General features: G+C 53.5%; 15 protein-coding genes and 1 pseudogene. 15 read left to right on the top strand and 1 reads right to left on the bottom strand.

Going from position 1 to position 18,078, the window contains the following annotated elements:
* The first annotated feature begins 35 nt into the window (after window positions 1-35).
* The 3 genes from O1Q98_RS19655 to O1Q98_RS19645 are packed head-to-tail and all read left to right on the top strand — an operon-like array spanning window position 36 to window position 3,045.
* The gene (locus O1Q98_RS19655) at window positions 36-965 is read left to right on the top strand and encodes a hypothetical protein (RefSeq protein WP_240632684.1); all 930 of its coding nucleotides are present in this window, start codon (window positions 36-38) and stop codon (window positions 963-965) included.
* Window positions 962-2,329, top strand: a complete 1,368-nt coding sequence (locus O1Q98_RS19650) for an MFS transporter (RefSeq protein WP_125257808.1) — start codon at window positions 962-964, stop codon at window positions 2,327-2,329. Before O1Q98_RS19655 ends, O1Q98_RS19650 begins: the two co-directional genes overlap by 4 nt.
* Before the next feature lie 29 nt (window positions 2,330-2,358).
* Window positions 2,359-3,045, top strand: coding sequence for an AraC family transcriptional regulator (locus O1Q98_RS19645; protein ID WP_240632685.1), 687 nt, complete (start codon window positions 2,359-2,361; stop codon window positions 3,043-3,045).
* Here O1Q98_RS19645 and O1Q98_RS19640 read toward each other — a convergent pair.
* A pseudogene (locus tag O1Q98_RS19640) lies at window positions 3,042-3,885 on the bottom strand (IS5 family transposase). The gene O1Q98_RS19645 and the pseudogene O1Q98_RS19640 sit on opposite strands and share 4 nt — an antisense overlap.
* Window positions 3,886-4,426: 541 nt before the next feature.
* Between O1Q98_RS19640 and O1Q98_RS19635 the strand changes: the two are divergent.
* From O1Q98_RS19635 to O1Q98_RS19580, 12 genes are all read left to right on the top strand, one after another.
* Entirely contained in the window at window positions 4,427-5,155 is a 729-nt protein-coding gene (locus O1Q98_RS19635) for a hypothetical protein (RefSeq protein ID WP_240632772.1), read from the top strand.
* Window positions 5,156-5,832: 677 nt separating this feature from the next.
* Window positions 5,833-6,318, top strand: coding sequence for a hypothetical protein (locus O1Q98_RS19630; RefSeq protein WP_125259877.1), 486 nt, complete (start codon window positions 5,833-5,835; stop codon window positions 6,316-6,318).
* 337 nt (window positions 6,319-6,655) lie between these two features.
* Complete coding sequence (locus O1Q98_RS19625; protein ID WP_125259878.1) at window positions 6,656-8,620, top strand: glycoside hydrolase family 3 protein; 1,965 nt, start codon at window positions 6,656-6,658, stop codon at window positions 8,618-8,620.
* 279 nt (window positions 8,621-8,899) lie between these two features.
* Entirely contained in the window at window positions 8,900-9,313 is a 414-nt protein-coding gene (locus O1Q98_RS19620; RefSeq protein WP_125259879.1) for a CidA/LrgA family protein, read from the top strand.
* A complete protein-coding gene (locus O1Q98_RS19615; protein WP_205744267.1) occupies window positions 9,310-10,008 on the top strand; it encodes a CidB/LrgB family autolysis modulator in 699 nt (232 codons plus the stop codon). Before O1Q98_RS19620 ends, O1Q98_RS19615 begins: the two co-directional genes overlap by 4 nt.
* Before the next feature lie 399 nt (window positions 10,009-10,407).
* A complete protein-coding gene (gene cdd, locus O1Q98_RS19610) occupies window positions 10,408-11,304 on the top strand; it encodes a cytidine deaminase (RefSeq protein WP_125259880.1) in 897 nt (298 codons plus the stop codon).
* Between the two features lie 357 nt (window positions 11,305-11,661).
* Window positions 11,662-13,359, top strand: a complete 1,698-nt coding sequence (locus tag O1Q98_RS19605) for an NAD-dependent malic enzyme (RefSeq protein ID WP_125259881.1) — start codon at window positions 11,662-11,664, stop codon at window positions 13,357-13,359.
* Between the two features lie 203 nt (window positions 13,360-13,562).
* On the top strand, window positions 13,563-14,798 hold the full coding sequence (gene moeA, locus O1Q98_RS19600) for a molybdopterin molybdotransferase MoeA (protein WP_125259882.1): 1,236 nt from the start codon (window positions 13,563-13,565) through the stop codon (window positions 14,796-14,798).
* A complete protein-coding gene (moeB, locus tag O1Q98_RS19595; protein ID WP_125259883.1) occupies window positions 14,798-15,559 on the top strand; it encodes a molybdopterin-synthase adenylyltransferase MoeB in 762 nt (253 codons plus the stop codon). The genes moeA and moeB overlap by 1 nt, the downstream gene beginning before the upstream one ends.
* Before the next feature lie 77 nt (window positions 15,560-15,636).
* Window positions 15,637-16,029 carry an acyl-CoA thioesterase gene (locus O1Q98_RS19590; protein WP_125259884.1) on the top strand — a complete coding sequence of 131 codons (393 nt, stop codon included), beginning with the start codon at window positions 15,637-15,639 and terminating at the stop codon, window positions 16,027-16,029.
* A 121-nt stretch (window positions 16,030-16,150) separates the two neighbouring features.
* Window positions 16,151-17,200 carry a glycosyltransferase gene (locus O1Q98_RS19585; RefSeq protein WP_125259885.1) on the top strand — a complete coding sequence of 350 codons (1,050 nt, stop codon included), beginning with the start codon at window positions 16,151-16,153 and terminating at the stop codon, window positions 17,198-17,200.
* A gap of 304 nt (window positions 17,201-17,504) precedes the next feature.
* Complete coding sequence (locus O1Q98_RS19580) at window positions 17,505-18,059, top strand: flavodoxin family protein (protein WP_125259886.1); 555 nt, start codon at window positions 17,505-17,507, stop codon at window positions 18,057-18,059.
* Window positions 18,060-18,078: the final 19 nt, after the last annotated feature.

Here is an 18,078-nt window from a genome sequence, read left to right as displayed (position 1 = left end):
CTCTCATCGCCCAGGAAATAAAGGAGTTAAGGGAATTGAAGCGTACTGAAAACGTGATGGATGCGTTCAAATCTATTAACCAATACGCTCATCTTAATAACCTGCATCCTAACCGGATGTCCTGGGCAGACGCTGCCACCGACCAGGAGTTAGCCTTTCTGTCGTGGGCGCTGGTTGGGCAACATGAACAGCAACCAAAAGCCATCGCGTATCTGTACAAGGAGCTGTCGCAATTAGCGGAAGTCGAAATGCATGTTTCCTCGGTGATGACACGCATTTTGTGCGAACTACAGTCGGATAACCCCAGCGTACTGGCGGGCGATGGCCTTTATCATGCGTTGTCATGTTTTGCGTCTGAAGAAGTCCAGCATGCCAACAGCTTCTATCAGTATGTGCGCCATCTTTCTGGCCGTGATATCAAGCTGCGCAATAACCTGCACCAACAGCGTATTGCGCTCTATAGCGATAATGACGACCCGCTTGTCAAACTGGCAGCGCTGTGCGCCACCGCGTATGTCGGTGAAACCGTGATTACCGTGTTCGAACGGCGGCTAAACGTGCTAGACCCGATGCAGCATCGCCTTTTGACCCGACTGCTGCATTTTCATGGCCTCGATGAAGTGCGCCATATTCAGTGTGATCACGCTATTTTCGACCATATCATCCCAAACTTCACCGCCCAACAGCGCACCCGCATGCACCAGTTGGTGGCCGAAACCGAACGGCTGAATACCGAACTGGCGAGCGCATCAGCCGAAACGGTGAAATCCGCCTTCGATATCGATTACACCGAAGGCAATGCTGCGGCAGCAACCCAACTGGCCATGACGCTGCGTTTTCGGCACATCGTGCAGTCCGGCGAGCTGATCCGCAAAGTGGATGACCATATGGACGAACAGACACAGGCGCTGGTGGTGAATTTCTCCAAATCTTCTCATATACATAGCAAGGGCCCTTTCGCATGAAAGAACACGCGCTGAATGCGGCGGCCATGCCGCAACCTAAAACACGTTTAGGTGTGGTGGCGATTATCGCCACCCTGTTTCTTGCCGCCGTGGATAGCACCATTATCAGCACGGCGCTCCCGGCCATGCGTGATGAGTTGGGTCACGCCGAACGCTGGCCCTGGATCATGTCCGGCTTTTTACTGCCAGTGGCATTGATTGCTCCGCTGGCCGGTGCCTGCGCTGACCGCCTTGGCGTGTCCATCACGCTAAAAACCAGCCTGATTCTCTTTCTGGCGGCCTCGGTGCTGGCAGCGGTCAGCCCGACCATGGGCTGGCTGATTGCCGCACGCGTCGTACAAGGGTGTAGCGCGGGCAGCCTGATTGTATTGACCTACGCGTTACTCGCCAGTCTGTTTGACGCCAGCCAGCGCGGTAAAATGCAAGGTATACTTAGTGCCGTCTGGGGGATTGCCGCTATCATTGGCCCACTGTGCGGCAGCGTGTTAACCGATTGGTTCGGGTGGCGGTCTATCTTCTGGTTTAACCTGCCCGTCGGACTGGGTGCGTTGCTGTTGCTGGTGTTTACACCGACGGTGGGCAAACAACCAAACACGGTTCGCCTCGATATGACCGCACAGTTAGCGCTCATCGTGCTGACCAGTGGGCTGATGTGGCTGATGACTGGCTCATCACGCCTGATGGTGCCTTGGTTTGCCCCGGTCGCCCTGGTGCTGATTAGCGCCGCACTGCTGGCCTTTCGTTTGCAAAAACAACCGCTCGGCAGCCCGATTCCCGTCGAGTTTTTCCGCCACGGCGCGCTGTTCTCGGTCATTGTTCTGGTCATGCTCTCCAGCGCGGGCCTCTATGCCTCCGTCACCTTACTGCCTCTGGCACTCAGTCAGTCTGGCGGCTCGCTGTTATCGGGGGGGCTGCTGATTATGCTGGCCGCGTTAGGCTGGGTCGTCGGCTCTGCCGTATGCGGCAACCTGCTCGCCAAACGGGGATATCGGACCATGGCCGGTGCCGGTATGGCGCTACTGGCTATCGGCTGTCTGGTGATGAATGCCGCGCTGACGCTTAATCACACGTTGGTTATCGCGCTGGCACTTATCATGATTGGGTTGGGGATGGGGTTCACCGCCACCACCACACTGGTACTGGCGCAAAACAGCGCACCGGCGGAACGTCTGGGTGCCTGGACCTCAACCATCCAGTTTTTACGCAATATTGGCGCAGCCGTTGGCGTCAACCTGCTGGCGACGCTGCAACAGCATCTTCAAACAGCAAATACATATCAGACTTGTTTCACGTTACTGGGGGGAAGTATGCTGGTGGGGCTAATTTTTTGTTTCATTATCCCCAATTACTATCAAAAATCCTGACAGTAACGGGCAACACTGACGGATACATAATGGACGACGCGATCCACCAGCATGACGCTTTTTTTACAGAACGTATTCTTGATTCGGTTTCCGAATCAGAAAATGTACCGCACCAGCACACTCAGGGACAGTTTGTTCTGGTGCGACAAGGAATCCTCTACGGCCATACGGCGTTTCGAAACTGGCTGATTAAACCGGGCATGGCAGTGTGGATACCGCCGAATGTGGTGCACTGGGGGCATGCCTTACATCGGGTTGATTTAACCGTACTGTATGTCGCCCCCTCGCTGTGCCACTGCTCCTCGAGCGAGATAAAATTGCTGGATGCGTCCGCGTTTATTGTCGGCTTGTGCGAACGTCTGGCCGTTGCACACACCGCACTGAGCGACGAACGCCGCGCGCGCATCCTGCAATTGCTCTTCGAAGAAATTGAAGAAATGCCCTCCAGCAACCTCTCCCTGCCCTTACCCGGCGATCAGCGCCTGAAAAAAATCACCGACTGCCTCATCGCCACACCGGCATTACGCCGCAGCCTCGCCGAATGGGGAAAACTGGTGGGGGCAACGGAACGTACGCTGGCGCGGCTGTTTGTGCGCCATACCGGGCTACGCTTCACCGAATGGCATAACCGCCTGTTATTATCCGAAGTCTGGCGCGGGCTGGCCGATAGTAAATCCAATGATGAGCTGGCTATCCAGCTAGGCTGTGTCCCTTAACTTAACAACCGCTTTAAAAATAACCTGATCGCTCCCAGTTTTAGCATACTCAGGTAGTTTCTGGCCGTTTTCTCCGAGCGGGTGGCAATACGGCGATTTTCTTTAAGTATCGCAAAGCAACGCTCCACGACATTGCGTTTTTTGTACAGGCGCGTGTCGAGGGGGCGACGTCCGTCCTGACTGGCCTTCTCATTCGATTTAAACGGAATAACCGCTTTTATTCCTTTCATTTTCAAGTGAATGCGAAGGTTTTTACCTGAATAACCCTTATCCGCCAGCACCGCTTTCGGACGTGATTTCAGGTGCCCGCTTTTTCGGATAATCCCGACCCGGTTGAGCAACGTTTCCGCGTATCGGCTTTCGTGGGCCTGTCCACCGCTCAGGCAAAACTCAGTGGTAATCCTGTGCCATCTGTCGCCAGATGGATTTTGGTGCCAAAGCCGCCGCGAGAGCGACCCAGCCCATGGTCCTCGCATTCATCGGGATGTTTTTTTTCGCACCGGCGGCCGCTTTCAGGGCGCGAACGTTACTGCCATCCAGCGCGATAACATCCCAGTCTATCAGCGCTTTTTCATCCAGAATCTGGAGTAATTTATTGAAAATGCTGTTCATTATTCCGGCTTTAGACCACCGATTGAAGCGGTTGTAAATGGTTTTCCATTGACCATAACGCTCAGGTAAGTCCCGCCAGGGTGCGCCAGAGCAAAGCACCCAAAATATGCCATTCATGACATGTCTGTGCGCAAAATAAGGACGCCCGCCTCGGGAAGAGCCTCTTTCAGGTGGCAGCATGGGAGAAATCAACGCCCAGGCGTCATCGGGAAAATCGTAACGAGCCAAATTAAAGGACTTTTGTGGTGAAATCATGTCCCTGATTGTACAAAAAATAGTTACGGGACACACCCTAGGGTTTTCATCCAGCGACTCCTTTGGGCACTGGTTTCGCCGCATGACCGGCAACAGCCCCAGCTATGCTCGCCGCTACCTCAATACACAAAAGCCCCCCGCCCCCTGAGTCTTGTATGTAATAAATATATGATGGTTAGCAACCATCATATGAAGCGAAGTGAGCCAGCCCCCTGCGAAGGTAAAACCTTGCTTTACCGCTGATGGCCCTTCGCTTCACCTTTCACACCAGCATTGCGCATTAGCCTGAATGTCGATCATCAAGTCTAATGGCTTGACCGTAGATTTCGCGTCTCTGCGGAGGGTTGTTGCGCCTCTTGTACACAAACGTCCGCTGAGTGCCAGGAGCGGACCGTCAAGCTGCTCAATAATGAAGTGCATCACGTTTAATCAATTGCCGGTTAAAAAGAAAAATTAACTCTGATACTTTAGAGGCATCAGTGATGGTTTGATAAGAAAGTAACTAAGGATGACAATGAATAAAAGTAACGTCCGCTTTGCACCTTGGGTCGGCCTCCACTATGAGAAAGGATTTTACGGATTACGCATGCTTTTGGTGTGCGAGTCTCACTATGGCAGTAAGCAGCATGAACGTCCAACAGTCACTCCCGAAATAGTTAAGGCGCTTGCTTTGGGTGAGAGGCACCCTCTGGCAACCGGTAAGCTTTCACGACATAAGCATTTCACCTTAATAATGTCTGCTGTTCAGAACGTCAGAAAGCGCTTCTCCGATACACAAAGAAAGGAGTTCTGGAACAGTGTTGCTTATTACAACTTTTTGCAGGAATTCGTACAGGGCAGCCGTGTTGCGCCACCCGCAGACGTCTGGCAACGCAGTGAGAAAGCATTTACCGAAGTCCTGGAGGTGTTGGCTCCGGATGTGATTATTTGCTTCAGCCTACGTAACGGCAATCGGATTAGGTCACTTGCCGGTAGCGTGCCAGTGGCCGTAGTAAACCATCCCTCTTCACGTTTCACGTATTCCAAGGTCAATCCAGTTATTGCTACACATATCGCGATGGCTCGAGTACAGAAGACACAGGCCCCGGAATTCTTTAGCAATGTTCTTTTTCATCGTTGGCTTGAGGATACCGCTTCTGCCCTGCCCACGCCCGGCTCACATCTTTCGGAGCCGGACAAGATCTCGCTCCTTGCTGAAAGAAAAAAGTCAATGGCAGCATTTGACGGGTTTTTACTGATGTAAATCACAAGTTGGTCGAATGAATCGTTTCGAGGTTGGTCGACAATCATGTGCTATCAATATCTATAAACGGGAAGTAGTAGTATGTCCGCTCCTCGTTCACAGCAGACTATACCGAAGGTAATTTTTTAGACTGGCGAGCAGTGCGTAGCCGGTAAATCATGCCCGAAGGACATAACAGGTGATATTCAGGTGTTAATTAGGGGTGAATAGCTGAATCGCCGATGCCCGGCGAAACCGGTACGTACTGAGAGGTTGAAGCAATCCCATCCCCCGTCCTGCTAAACCTCAACGAATTTTCAGAGAGTGTTGTTCTAACCAGGCCTCCACGGTGGGGCACAGGTAGCACCGGACGCTTGCGACCGGGAACGGCAGGCCACTTGTAGCCTGGCTGCGCGGTACTGCGAGTGCGCAGCCGCAAGCAAGCTACGATGGCGTTTCTGCAATATCCCAGACGAAAAACACGCTAGCCCTCTGCGACGACTAACATCGATGTGCTGCACGACCAGAACGCCGATGGCAGCATCGCCTCATGCCCATGAGTTGTCACTTTTATTCGATATCATGACATTATCGAACATTCCCGCCTGAACTGTGCTGCGTTACCGTAAGCGCACGACGATTCACGCTACAACGCCGTTCACGATAAAACACGGCTCACGATAAAAAGGAAATAACCCATGCTGGAATATAATCTGATGAAATTGATGCATGCGCTGGCGGCAGTGGCTGCTACCGGCCCGTTACTGTTTGCCCCCTGGCTTTCATGGCGGCTGCAATCCTGCCAACAGCCCCCCGAAAAGCAACTGTTGCTGAGTGGATTAACCATTACCGACAGATTCTACAACGTGGCAGGCTGGCTGCTGATGATAAGCGGGTCCGTTATGTTGTGGCTCGATGACTGGCACCGCTTATTCCAGTTATGGTTTGTCCTGAGCGTGGCCTTTTTCGTTATCGACTCTATCGCCGAAAAAAAATGGCGTGACCCGGCCACGACCGCACTCGACACCACCGCCCCTGGCGAACCCGGCTGGCTACTGCATACCGCCCGGCTGCACCGTGCGGTGTTAACCCAAATGGGGTCAACCAGCCTGATTCTGCTGGCGATGTTATTGCATAACCAACTGACGATGAATCTATTGAGCCTCGCCTCTTTTATCCACTAAGCCTGACCAGACCCACCGCTGCCCCTTATTACACACTGCGCAATAACGGCTGCCACCCCCTGTCGGTGGCAGCGCACCGCTCACCGCTATTCTCATCCACGATTTCTTTGAACTCTATCCAGAATTCTATCCCGCTGGCTTGAAGGCCACCTGAAGGCTGCACTAGTGTTGAGGTGGACTATTGATGTGAATTGCTAATGTGAATGACTCATGTGAATGACAAGCGTGAACAACCTCTCTGGCAGGACAACGGCAAGCGCTTTCCCACAGGCGCTGTGAAGCGGTATTGCCGTTGTCTGCAACCGCTGTACCACCTCAAATAACGAGAAATCTACACATGGAAAAAAGTGCGATATCCCCTAAAGCGCTGCTCATCGCGCTACCCTTACTGTTTTCCCCTCTGGCAAGCGCAGTACAACAGGCCGTGCTCGATAGCCGTGGCGCACCGATGATCAGGGTCAACGGGCTGACATTTAAAGACCTGAACCGCGACGGACAACTGAACCCTTATGAAGACTGGCGACTGCCTGCGGCAGAGCGGGCGGTGGATTTGGTCTCACGTATGACGCTGGCAGAAAAAGCAGGCGTCATGATGCACGGCTCCGCGCCAACGGCAGGCAGCGTCACCGGTGCGGGTACTCAGTATGATCTCAATGCGGCAAAAATCATGATTGCCGATCGCTACGTCAACAGTTTTATTACCCGGCTTTCCGGCGATAATCCGGCGCAGATGGCCGAGGAAAACAACAAATTACAGCAGCTAGCGGAACAAACCCGACTGGGTATTCCGATTACCATCAGCACCGACCCGCGCAGCTCTTTCCAGTCGCTGGTGGGCGTCAGTGTCTCGGTGGGAAAATTCAGTAAATGGCCGGAAACGTTGGGGCTTGCCGCCATTGGCGATGAAGCACTGGTGCGCCAGTATGCCGATATCGTGCGTCAGGAATACCGCGCCGTCGGCATTACCGAAGCGCTATCGCCGCAGGCGGATTTATCCAGCGAACCCCGCTGGCCGCGTATCGACGGCACCTTTGGCGAAGACCCCGAACTCACCAAACGCATGGTACGCGGCTATGTCACCGGTATGCAAAACGGCGGCAATGGCCTAAATAGCCAAAGCGTCGTTTCCGTGGTGAAACATTGGGTGGGCTATGGTGCGGCAAAAGAAGGGTGGGACAGCCACAACGCCTATGGCAAATACGCCCAGTTCCGCGCCAATACCCTACAACAGCATATCGACCCGTTTACTGGCGCATTTGAAGCGCATGCCGCCGCTATCATGCCAACGTATTCGATTTTGCGTCACGCCAGTTGGCATGGTAAGCCGATTGAGCCCGTCGGCGCTGGTTTTAACCGCTTTTTGCTCACCGATTTGTTACGCGGTCAGTATGGGTTTGACGGTGTCATCCTCAGTGACTGGCTTATCACCAACGACTGTAAAGACGACTGTCTTACTGGCGTCAAAGCGGGCGAAAAACCGGTGCCACGCGGTATGCCGTGGGGGGTAGAACGCCTGACGCCGTCGGCTCGCTTCGTCAAAGCCGTGAATGCGGGTATCGATCAGTTCGGCGGCGTTACCGACTCCGCCGTGCTGGTGAATGCCGTGCAAGAGGGCCAGATCAGCGAAGCACGACTGGATGCCTCGGTGAAGCGCATTTTAAAACAAAAATTCCAGACTGGCCTGTTCGAGCGCCCTTATGTTGACCCGGCACAGGCCGATGCGCTGGTCGGCAAAACAGACTGGCAGCAATTGGCCGACACCACACAGGCTCGCGCGCTGGTCTTGTTGCAAAACAACAATCTCTTGCCGCTGCGTAAAGGCAGCAACGTGTGGTTGTACGGTATCGATAGCGCCACCGCACGCGCGGCTGGCTTTAACGTCGTCGCAACGCCAGAACAAGCAGATATTGCATTAATTCGTACCCGAACCCCGTATGAACAACCGCATAAGAACTTTTTCTTCGGCAGCCGACACCACGAAGGCTCACTGGCCTTCAGCCCTGATAATGCCGACTATCAGGCCATCGTGAGCGCCAGCGCCAAGGTGCCGACGCTGGTCACGGTCTACATGGAGCGCCCTGCCATTCTGACCAACATCACCGGCAAAACCCGGGCGCTGATTGCCAACTTTGGGATCAGCGATCGCGTCCTGCTTGACCGGCTGACCTCTGGCGCCGCTTATCAGGCAAGGCTGCCGTTTGAGCTGCCCTCCTCGATGCAGGCGGTGCGAAAACAACAGCCGGATGTTCCCTACGACAGCCAGGCCCCCTTATTCCCCTTCGGCTACGGCTTACCGCACTAACCCTCTCGCTCCCGGCCCTCTCGCTCCCGGCCCTCTCGCTCCCGGCCCTGCCGGGAGCTTGCCGCCCTGTACGGCGCGTCTGGCTGTTGTCATGCCATCAGCCGGCCATGACGCCAAACCCGGCGAGCCCACTCGCTCATCTCTGGCGCATCGCCATGATGTGATAACGTTTTGTGACACAGCTTTATCACACGGTTTTGTGACACGGTTTTGTGACGCATAGCACAGCGCAGCCATTAGCGTTATTATCAGACGCACGGTTTAACAGGACGCCTCTTTATGCCTTATTTCATTACGCTGTGTTGGCAATACCTACGCGCATTTGCTGTTATTTATCTTTGCCTGCTGGCAGGCAACGCGCTCTCTGCGCTCTTACCCATCACCATTCCCGGCAGCATTCTCGGCATGTTGATGTTATTTGCACTGCTGGCCTCGCAAATTCTGCCCGCTCGCTGGGTTAAACCGGGTTGTCATCTCTTTTTACGCTACATGGCCTTGCTGTTTGTGCCGATAGGCGTTGGCGTCATGAATTATTACGATCTGGTGCGCAGTCAGTTTGGCCCGATCGTCGTCTCTTGTCTTATCAGCACCGTTATTGTGATGATTGTCGTGGGCTACACCACCCAAATGATGCACCGTGATAACAAAGCCGGGCATGCCGCCGTGAAAGAGCATGAGGACAACGAAAAATGATGCACTTTATCTGGTGGTCATTACCGCTGACGCTGGTGGTATTTTTCTGCGCCCGTCATCTGGCATTACGCTTGAAAATGCCGCTGTTGAACCCGCTACTGGTATCGATGCTGGTGATTATTCCGCTGCTGCTGGTACTGGATATCCCGTATGATCACTACTTTCAGGGCAGCGCATCGCTCAACAGCCTGCTCCAGCCGGCGGTTGTCGCGCTCGCCTTCCCGCTCTATGAGCAGTTGCATCAAATTCGCGCCCGCTGGAAATCCATCATCAGTATCTGTTTTATCGGCAGCGTCACCGCCATTATTTCCGGTACGGTCATTGCGCTCTGGTTAGGCGCTTCGCGGGAAATTGCCGCATCGGTTTTACCGAAATCCGTCACCACACCGATTGCGATGGCCGTTGCCTCATCCATCGGCGGTATTCCTGCCATCAGCGCCATGTGCGTGATTCTGGTGGGTATTCTCGGTGCCGTGTTTGGCCATGCGCTGTTTAATCGCCTGAATATTCGCGCCAAGTCTGCCCGTGGTCTGGCAATGGGGACGGCCTCCCACGCGCTGGGAACCGCCCGCTGTGCCGAAGTCGATTTTCAGGAAGGTGCCTTTAGCTCGCTGGCGCTGGTGATATGCGGCATCATCACGTCACTGATTGCGCCGTTTCTGTTTCCGGTTATTTTGCGCTTAATGGCAGGCTAACCCTCCGTCAACACCCGCAAGGGGCACGGCAAAGCCCCTTGTGCTCTCTTCTGGCCAGATAGCGTCTGGCCCGACGCCTCTGACACGATCGCTTCTGGCCTGCGCGCTGCGCTCGTCTGCCCCTCTTCTGATTGCGCTTTCGCTCACCACAGCGGCCAAAACCTGCGAAACATCTCGCATTTGTGATTTATTTTTCATTGATTGCATTATAAAAGTGATAAAAATCACATTCGTTTAGCGCAGATCCCACCAGACTGCGTAAAAAGAGAGAGCACACAGCCACCGTGCTGAACATGCGCGGCGCAGAGCGCGCCTGCCACCATTAAAAACGCAGTCGTCTGTTACACCCTCGACCACGTTTTACGTTTTGTACCTGAAAACCGCTGAAGAGAGGCCACCATGCAAGTACGCTTTCATGACGCTTTCACCACACTGCCCGCAACGCTACAACAGGCGCTGGAACCCATCTTGGCGCGGGAGGATTTTGCCGCCATGCTCAGTGCCGAGGAGGTGGCGCAGTTGTGCGCGCAGTGTGGGCTCGATGCCGATGCGCTGGCTTTTGCGCTCCTCCCCCTTGCCGCAGCCTGCGCCGTAACGCCGGTATCCAACTTTCACGTTGGCGCGATTGCTCAGGGCGTTAGTGGTGCCTTCTACTGGGGTGCCAATATGGAATTTGCCGGACAACCGCTGCAACAGACCGTTCACGCCGAACAAAGCGCCATCAGCCATGCCTGGTTGCGCCATGAACCGGCGCTGCGCGCCGTTACGGTTAACTACACCCCCTGTGGGCACTGCCGCCAGTTTATGAATGAACTTAACAGCGCGCCGGGTTTACGCATCTGTCTGCCCGGCCGGGACGCCGCTCCGCTCGGCCACTACCTGCCCGATGCGTTTGGCCCGCGCGATCTGGCTATCACCACGCTGTTAATGGATAAGATTGATAACCGGCTGACACTCGAAAGCGACAGTCCGCTGGTGCAGTTAGCACTGATGGCGGCAAACCGCAGCCACGCGCCATACAGCAAAGCCTTCAGCGGAATAGCGCTACAAACCGCATCGGGCAACACCTACAGCGGTTGTTATGCGGAAAATGCCGCCTTCAACCCCAGCCTGCCTCCGCTACAGGCCGCGTTAAACCTCGTCAATCTGGCCGGGGAGTCTTTTGCCCGCATTCAGCAGGCCGTTCTGGTTGAAACGGAGCATGGCGCATTAAGTCAGTGGAGCCTGGCGCAACCGTTACTGGCCTCGTTGGGTTGCCAGGCGCTGCGCCGTGAGCTGGCGGTGATTTCAGGCTAGCGTCGCCGCGAAGCGATAGCCTCCCCTCTGGTCTCACCGTGCGCGCTAGCAGGACGATGCGCGCACGCAAGCGACGGTCGAGCAAGATACCTGTCGGCGACGCCGAGGGGTCTTGCTCTCACCATGCAAGAAGAAGAGAAGAAGAGAAGAAGAAACGTGCCGCTAAAATCGCGGCGCAAGCCAGATAATATGTGATTTCTCCCACACATTTTTTATATGCAAGTCATCTGTAATTATTTTAATTAACAATCCCTGTACATATTTTCTGGGTACTTTAAGATCGCCCCCATCCTATCGCTTCCTTGGTTCTCTGAGCCGATTTCAGCTACCCACCAGCTACCGAAAGAGTCAAACGTCATGGAATTGGAATACGAAAGTAAACGTCCTCTGTATATCCCCTACGCGGGCCCTATCCTGCTTGAATTTCCTCTGCTGAATAAAGGCAGCGCCTTTAGTGACGCAGAACGCGCCCAGTTTAACCTGCACGGTCTGTTGCCCGAAGCGGTAGAAACGATTGAAGAACAGGCCGAGCGAGCCTGGCGGCAGTATCAGGAATTCAAAAACGATATGGAAAAACATGTGTACCTGCGCAACATTCAGGACACGAATGAAACCCTGTTCTACCGCCTGTTGGAAACCCACCTGAGCGAAATGATGCCTATCATTTATACGCCAACGGTCGGTGCTGCTTGCGAACACTTCTCCGATATTTACCGCCGCGCTCGTGGTCTGTTCATCTCTTATCCGAACCGTGAACACATCGATGACATGCTGCAAAACGCCACCAAACAGAACGTAAAAGTCATCGTCGTAACCGACGGTGAGCGTATTCTCGGCCTTGGCGATCAGGGCATCGGCGGCATGGGGATTCCTATCGGTAAATTATCGTTATATACCGCATGTGGCGGCATTAGCCCTGCCTATACCCTGCCCGTGGTACTGGATGTCGGCACCAACAATCCGCAGCGCCTGAACGACCCGCTCTACATGGGCTGGCGTCACCCGCGTATTACCGGTGATGAATACTATGCCTTCGTGGATGACTTTATTCAGGCAGTCAAACGTCGCTGGCCCAACGTGCTGCTTCAGTTCGAAGATTTCGCCCAGAGCAACGCGATGCCGCTGTTAAACCGCTACCGCGATGAACTCTGTAGCTTCAATGATGATATCCAGGGCACCGCCGCCGTGGCGCTCGGTAGTTTGATTGCCGCCAGCCGTGCTGCCGGTAGCCAATTGCGCGATCAAACCGTCACCTTCCTGGGTGCGGGTTCCGCTGGCTGCGGTATTGCCGAGCAGATTATTGCTCAGATGAAATCAGAAGGGTTGAGCGATGAAGAAGCGCGCGCCCGCGTATTCATGGTGGATCGCTTCGGCCTGCTCACGGACAAGCTGCCTAATCTGCTCGATTTCCAGAGCAAACTGGTGCAGAAAAGTGACAGCCTCAGCGCCTGGGATGTTAACAGCGATGCCATTTCGCTGATGGATGTGATGCGCAATGCGAAACCGACCATTCTGATTGGCGTTTCCGGTCAGCCGGGTCTGTTCACGGAAGAGATTATCCGTGAAATGCACCGCCACTGCCCACGGCCTATCGTGATGCCGCTGTCAAACCCGACATCGCGCGTCGAAGCCCGCCCGGAAGATATTATCCGCTGGACGGATGGTGCCGCGCTGGTGGCGACAGGCAGCCCGTTTGCGCCCGTGCAGTATAAAGATAAGGTCTACCCTATCGCGCAGTGTAATAACTCGTATATTTTCCCGGGTATCGGATTGGGCGTGCTGGCCAGTGGCGCAAAACGCATCACCGACGGCATGTTGATGGCGTCCAGCCGCGCGCTGGCGGATTGTTCCCCGCTGGCCTCCAAAGGCGAAGGGGCCCTGCTGCCGGAAGTCAGCGATATTCAGTCCGTTTCCAAGTACATTGCGCTGGAAGTGGCAAAAGCCGCCCAATTGCAAGGCGTGGCTGAGTTGACCTCTGAAGATGCGCTGGTGAAAGCCATCGGCCATAATTTCTGGCAGGCGCAGTACCGTACCTACAAACGCACCTCGTTCTGATGAGAGCGTGAATCGACGCCCCTCGCTGGATGCGCTCGATTTCCCTGCAAACGCGGCCCTGGCCGCGTTTTTCATTGATGCCGCCCGCCCGCGCCATTAGAGCATTTCTTCCACTTGGCAATCTCTGCCATAATACGTCCCTATCGACACATCAATGAGATAGCTTTTCACCAAACAGGGGTGAATAGCGCTGTGGAGCTGTCATGGAGACTTCAGGTTTACTTTCGCTGGAACTGGCGCGGCAAACGATGCTGGCACAGGTTCCTGCTATCACTGCTACAGAAATCGTTCCCCTTCATCAGGCGGCGGGCCGCATCACCGCTGATGCCATCACCTCGCCGTTAGATGTACCGCCGTTCGATAATTCCGCGATGGATGGTTATGCCGTTCGCCATCACGAACTGAACGGGCGTGCCTTAGCTGTCGCGGGAAAAGCCTTTGCTGGCGCGCCCTACACCGGCGCATGGCCTGCCGGTAGTTGCGTGCGCATCATGACCGGTGCCGCCATTCCGCCAGGCGCCGATGCGGTGGTGATGCAAGAGCATACCGAAACCGATGCCGACGGCCACATTCGTATTACGCATGCGGTGAAACCGGGGCAAAACATTCGCCGTATCGGCGAAGATATTCGACAGGATGCTCAGGTACTGCCTGCCGGTACGCGTCTTGGCAGCGCCGCGCTGCCCCTGCTTGCCTCACTGGGTATTGCACACGTCAAGGTGATACGCCGCCTGCGGGTTGCACTGTTTTCAACCGGGGATGAGCTGCAACCGGTTGGCGAACCGTTACAGACCGGGCAAATTTATGATACCAACCGCTTTGCCGTCAGGTTGATGCTGGAAAAATTAGGCCATGAAGTTATCGATCTGGGCATCATCCCCGATGACCCGGCACGATTACGCCAGACGTTTCGCCAGGCGGATGCAGCGGCAGATGTGGTCATCAGCAGTGGCGGCGTTTCCGTGGGCGAAGCCGATTACACCAAACAGATGCTCGAAGAGTTAGGTAACGTGCATTTCTGGAAATTGGCCATCAAACCCGGTAAGCCCTTCGCCTTCGGAAAACTACAGCACGCCTGGTTCTGTGGCCTGCCGGGTAATCCGGTCTCCGCCGCCGTGACCTTCTATCAGTTAGTTCAACCCTTGCTGGCCCACCTTAGCGGGCATACACAGTGGCGTTTACCGGCACGGGTACGCGCCAAAACCACCCAGACACTCAAAAAATCGCCCGGTCGCCTCGATTTTCAACGCGGTGTGGTTAGCCCAAACACGCAAGGTGAACTGGAAGTGCGTTCTACCGGCCATCAAGGTTCACATGTCTTCAGTTCCTTTAGCCTGGCGAACTGTTTTATCGTGCTGGAAGCCGAGCGCGGCCCTGTCAACGCCGGTGAGTGGGTCGATGTTGAACCATTCAATACCTTGTTATTGGATAACGAATAATGCTGCCCGAACTGACCGATGAAGAAGCGCTACGCTATAACCGGCAAATCGTCTTACGCGGGTTTGACTTTGACGGGCAAGAACGCCTGAAAGCAGCGCGCGTGCTGATTGTTGGCCTCGGCGGGCTTGGCTGTGCCGCCGCGCAATATCTGGCAGCGGCAGGGGTTGGCAGCCTGACGCTGCTGGATTTCGACAGTGTCTCTCTGTCCAACTTACAACGGCAGATACTGCATCGCGATGCGCGTATTGGCATGGCAAAGGTGGCATCTGCCCGTCTGACGCTGCAAGAAATTAATCCCCACGTCAACATCGAAACGTGGGCTACGCAACTGGAGCCGGCAGCATTACGCGCTGGCATAGCAACGCATGACGTGGTGCTGGATTGTACTGATAATGTCGCCACCCGTGAGGCGCTGAATCACGCCTGTTTTAGTGAAAAAATCCCGCTGGTATCGGGAGCGGCGATTCGCATGGAAGGGCAAATCAGCGTATTTACCTATCAGCCAGACGCGCCCTGCTATCGTTGTCTCAGCCGGTTATTTGGCGACAGCGCGCTGAGTTGCGTCGAGGCTGGAGTCATGGCTCCGCTGGTTGGCATTATCGGCTCGCTACAAGCAATGGAAACCATTAAATTGCTGGCACAGTATGGTCAGCCGCTGGCCGGGAAATTGTTGTTATTTGACGCGATGACACTGCAATTTCGCGAAATGGCACTCCCCAAACACCCCCAGTGTGACGTTTGTACACCATCCATAACCTAGAGATCGCCCGGGCCTGCATCTCACCGGAGAAATTGGTGTAAAATGCGGGCTCTGATTGTTTCACTGGCAGCGATATCATGACGCAACTTACCCTTGAAGAACGCATCGAAAACGCAGTAACCCGCGTCGCTAAAGTGGTTTTCCCGACCAATATCAACCACCACTCGACATTATTTGGCGGTACGGCTCTGGCATGGATGGACGAAATTTCTTTTATTACCGCAACCCGTTTTTGCCATAAACCGCTGGTGACAGTCTCAACAGAGAAAATCAATTTCACCACGCCGATTCCTTCCGGCACCATTGTGGAATTAGTCGGCCAGATAAGTCGCGTTGGCCGGACCAGCCTGACTGTCGATGTGAGCGTATTCTTAGAGCAAATGTATGCAGAAGGCCGCCAAAAGGTCATTAACGGACAGTTCAATTTTGTTGCCGTTAATGAAGAAGGTCGCCCGATTCCTTTATTCTGATGAGTGTTGTCCATGCCGGGCGCAATGGTATAAATCATATAAAAGCGCCCTTGCTGCGGGCAATTATGTTCTATGAGGGCTTTTAACATCATCGCAAGCCCTCCCTAAGCCTGGTGGAAATATGATTTCTGTTTGTATGATAATCAAAAACGAGGCCAGGCATCTTGCCCGAACACTGGCCTCACTGACACCCTATTTTGATGATATTGTGGTTGTTGATACGGGCTCTGATGATGGTTCAAAAGCCATCGCACAACAATATACCGACTCCGTTCATGACTTTACCTGGGTGAATGATTTCTCAGCCGCCCGCAACGCATCGCTGCACCACGCTCGTCATGACTGGGTTTTAATTATCGATGCCGATGAAGAAATTGAATATATTGATATTGAAGCCGTGCATGCATTAATTACACAGCATCCCAACGCCATCGGGCGAGTGGAGCGTATCAATTATATTGATGATGAATCCGGCCAAAGCACCATTCGAGAGTTAATCAGTCGTTTATTTCATAAAGATTTATACCATTACACCGGCATTATTCATGAGCAGGTCACACCGAGAAAAAATAAAACTGCGCTTAAGACATTCCCTGCGCCGATAACGCTTAATCACGTTGGTTATAAAAAAGAAATCCTGCAACAAACAGATAAGATAACCCGGAACATTACATTACTGACACACGCTCTCGATGCCGAACCCAAAGACCCCTATTTATTGTTTCAGCTTGGTAAAAGCTATTATCTAAAACGTGATTATGTTGCTGCTATTCAGGCTTTTCAGAAAGCACTGTGCTTTGAAACCAATTTTTCATATGAGTATGTGGAAGAACTGGTTGAAACCTATGGCTATGCGCTGATTAATCAAGGAAGCTATGCCGAAGCAATGACCATTCTTGATTATGAATCTTATTTTTCCTCCACCGACTTTGTTTTTCTTAAGGCGCTGATACTCATGAATAACGGCCAATTACAGCAGGCGGTGAATACTTTTTTATCCTGTACAACACGGCCACCCGGCAGCAAAGAAGGCGTCAATTCCTATAAAGCCAATTATAATATTGGCGTAATTTTTGAGTGTGCGGGAATACAACAACAAGCGCTCGAATTTTACCAAAAATGTGGTGATTACCCTCCAGCAAAAGAGGGTATCAAACGGTTGGTTCATTAATTCCCACCAAAGAAAAACCGTAACAATGGGTTTATTGATATTAGCCGCAATAAACCCAATAGCGGCTCTTCGTTGAAAGCATCACTGCGATTGTCAATAACCGCACACCCTTGTTTTTTGTTATAAATTAAAACAAAAAGCAATAAAAGGTAAGTGGCACCTCACTCCTTGCTTACTCATTCTGTATCAAGGCACATTTAGATAATTCATTATTAAAAAAAACTCGTCACGATAGCTGCCGATACGTAATACATGGCGTATGCTTTTTAGACTCTGTTTTTCTGAACAAAGATGAGGATGTGCGATGAGCAAGATTGCTGTTGTTTATTATTCCGGCTATGGACATACCCAACGCATTGCTGAAGTTGTGGCGGAGGGCGCAGCAGCGACCCTGGTCGCTATCGATAATAATGGCGATATTCGCGATGCAGACTGGGAAACATTGAATGCAGCCGACGGTATCATCTTCGGCGCGCCAACCTATATGGGGAATGTCCCCTGGCAGTTTAAAAAATTCGCCGATGCCAGCTCCAAGATTTGGTATTCCCGTGGCTGGCAAGACAAAGTCTTTGGCGGCTTTGCCAACAGTGCCAGCCTGAATGGTGATAAGCAAGTGACGCTGATTTATCTGCAAACGCTGGCCGCACAGCATGGCGGTATCTGGGTCAGTCTGGGCCAACTGCCTGCTAACGCACAGGCCTCTACCCGCAACGATACGAACAATCTGGGCGGTTCAGCAGGCGCGCTCATCCAGTCACCGTCTGATGCCGGGGCCGATGCCATTCCAGCAGGCGATCTGGAAACCGCCCGTCTTTATGGCGCGCGCGTGGCTGATATCGCCCGCCGACTGCACGGTTAATCGGTTTAGAAAAAACACG

Origin of the sequence: Dickeya lacustris (genome assembly GCF_029635795.1) — a bacterium.
GTDB classification, from domain to species: Bacteria; Pseudomonadota; Gammaproteobacteria; order Enterobacterales; family Enterobacteriaceae; genus Dickeya; species Dickeya lacustris.
This window is presented reverse-complemented; position numbering and strand designations above follow the sequence as displayed.

Excerpts from the sequence above, each read along its gene's own strand:
- O1Q98_RS19650 (WP_125257808.1), top strand. The coding sequence starts at position 962 with ATGAAAGAACACGCGCTGAATGCGGCGGCCATGCCGCAACCTAAAACA.
- O1Q98_RS19645 (WP_240632685.1), top strand. The coding sequence starts at position 2,359 with ATGGACGACGCGATCCACCAGCATGACGCTTTTTTTACAGAACGTATT.
- O1Q98_RS19635 (WP_240632772.1), top strand. The coding sequence starts at position 4,427 with ATGAATAAAAGTAACGTCCGCTTTGCACCTTGGGTCGGCCTCCACTAT.
- O1Q98_RS19630 (WP_125259877.1), top strand. The coding sequence starts at position 5,833 with ATGCTGGAATATAATCTGATGAAATTGATGCATGCGCTGGCGGCAGTG.
- O1Q98_RS19625 (WP_125259878.1), top strand. The coding sequence starts at position 6,656 with ATGGAAAAAAGTGCGATATCCCCTAAAGCGCTGCTCATCGCGCTACCC.
- O1Q98_RS19620 (WP_125259879.1), top strand. The coding sequence starts at position 8,900 with ATGCCTTATTTCATTACGCTGTGTTGGCAATACCTACGCGCATTTGCT.
- O1Q98_RS19615 (WP_205744267.1), top strand. The coding sequence starts at position 9,310 with ATGATGCACTTTATCTGGTGGTCATTACCGCTGACGCTGGTGGTATTT.
- cdd (WP_125259880.1), top strand. The coding sequence starts at position 10,408 with ATGCAAGTACGCTTTCATGACGCTTTCACCACACTGCCCGCAACGCTA.
- O1Q98_RS19605 (WP_125259881.1), top strand. The coding sequence starts at position 11,662 with ATGGAATTGGAATACGAAAGTAAACGTCCTCTGTATATCCCCTACGCG.
- moeA (WP_125259882.1), top strand. The coding sequence starts at position 13,563 with ATGGAGACTTCAGGTTTACTTTCGCTGGAACTGGCGCGGCAAACGATG.
- moeB (WP_125259883.1), top strand. The coding sequence starts at position 14,798 with ATGCTGCCCGAACTGACCGATGAAGAAGCGCTACGCTATAACCGGCAA.
- O1Q98_RS19590 (WP_125259884.1), top strand. The coding sequence starts at position 15,637 with ATGACGCAACTTACCCTTGAAGAACGCATCGAAAACGCAGTAACCCGC.
- O1Q98_RS19585 (WP_125259885.1), top strand. The coding sequence starts at position 16,151 with ATGATTTCTGTTTGTATGATAATCAAAAACGAGGCCAGGCATCTTGCC.
- O1Q98_RS19580 (WP_125259886.1), top strand. The coding sequence starts at position 17,505 with ATGAGCAAGATTGCTGTTGTTTATTATTCCGGCTATGGACATACCCAA.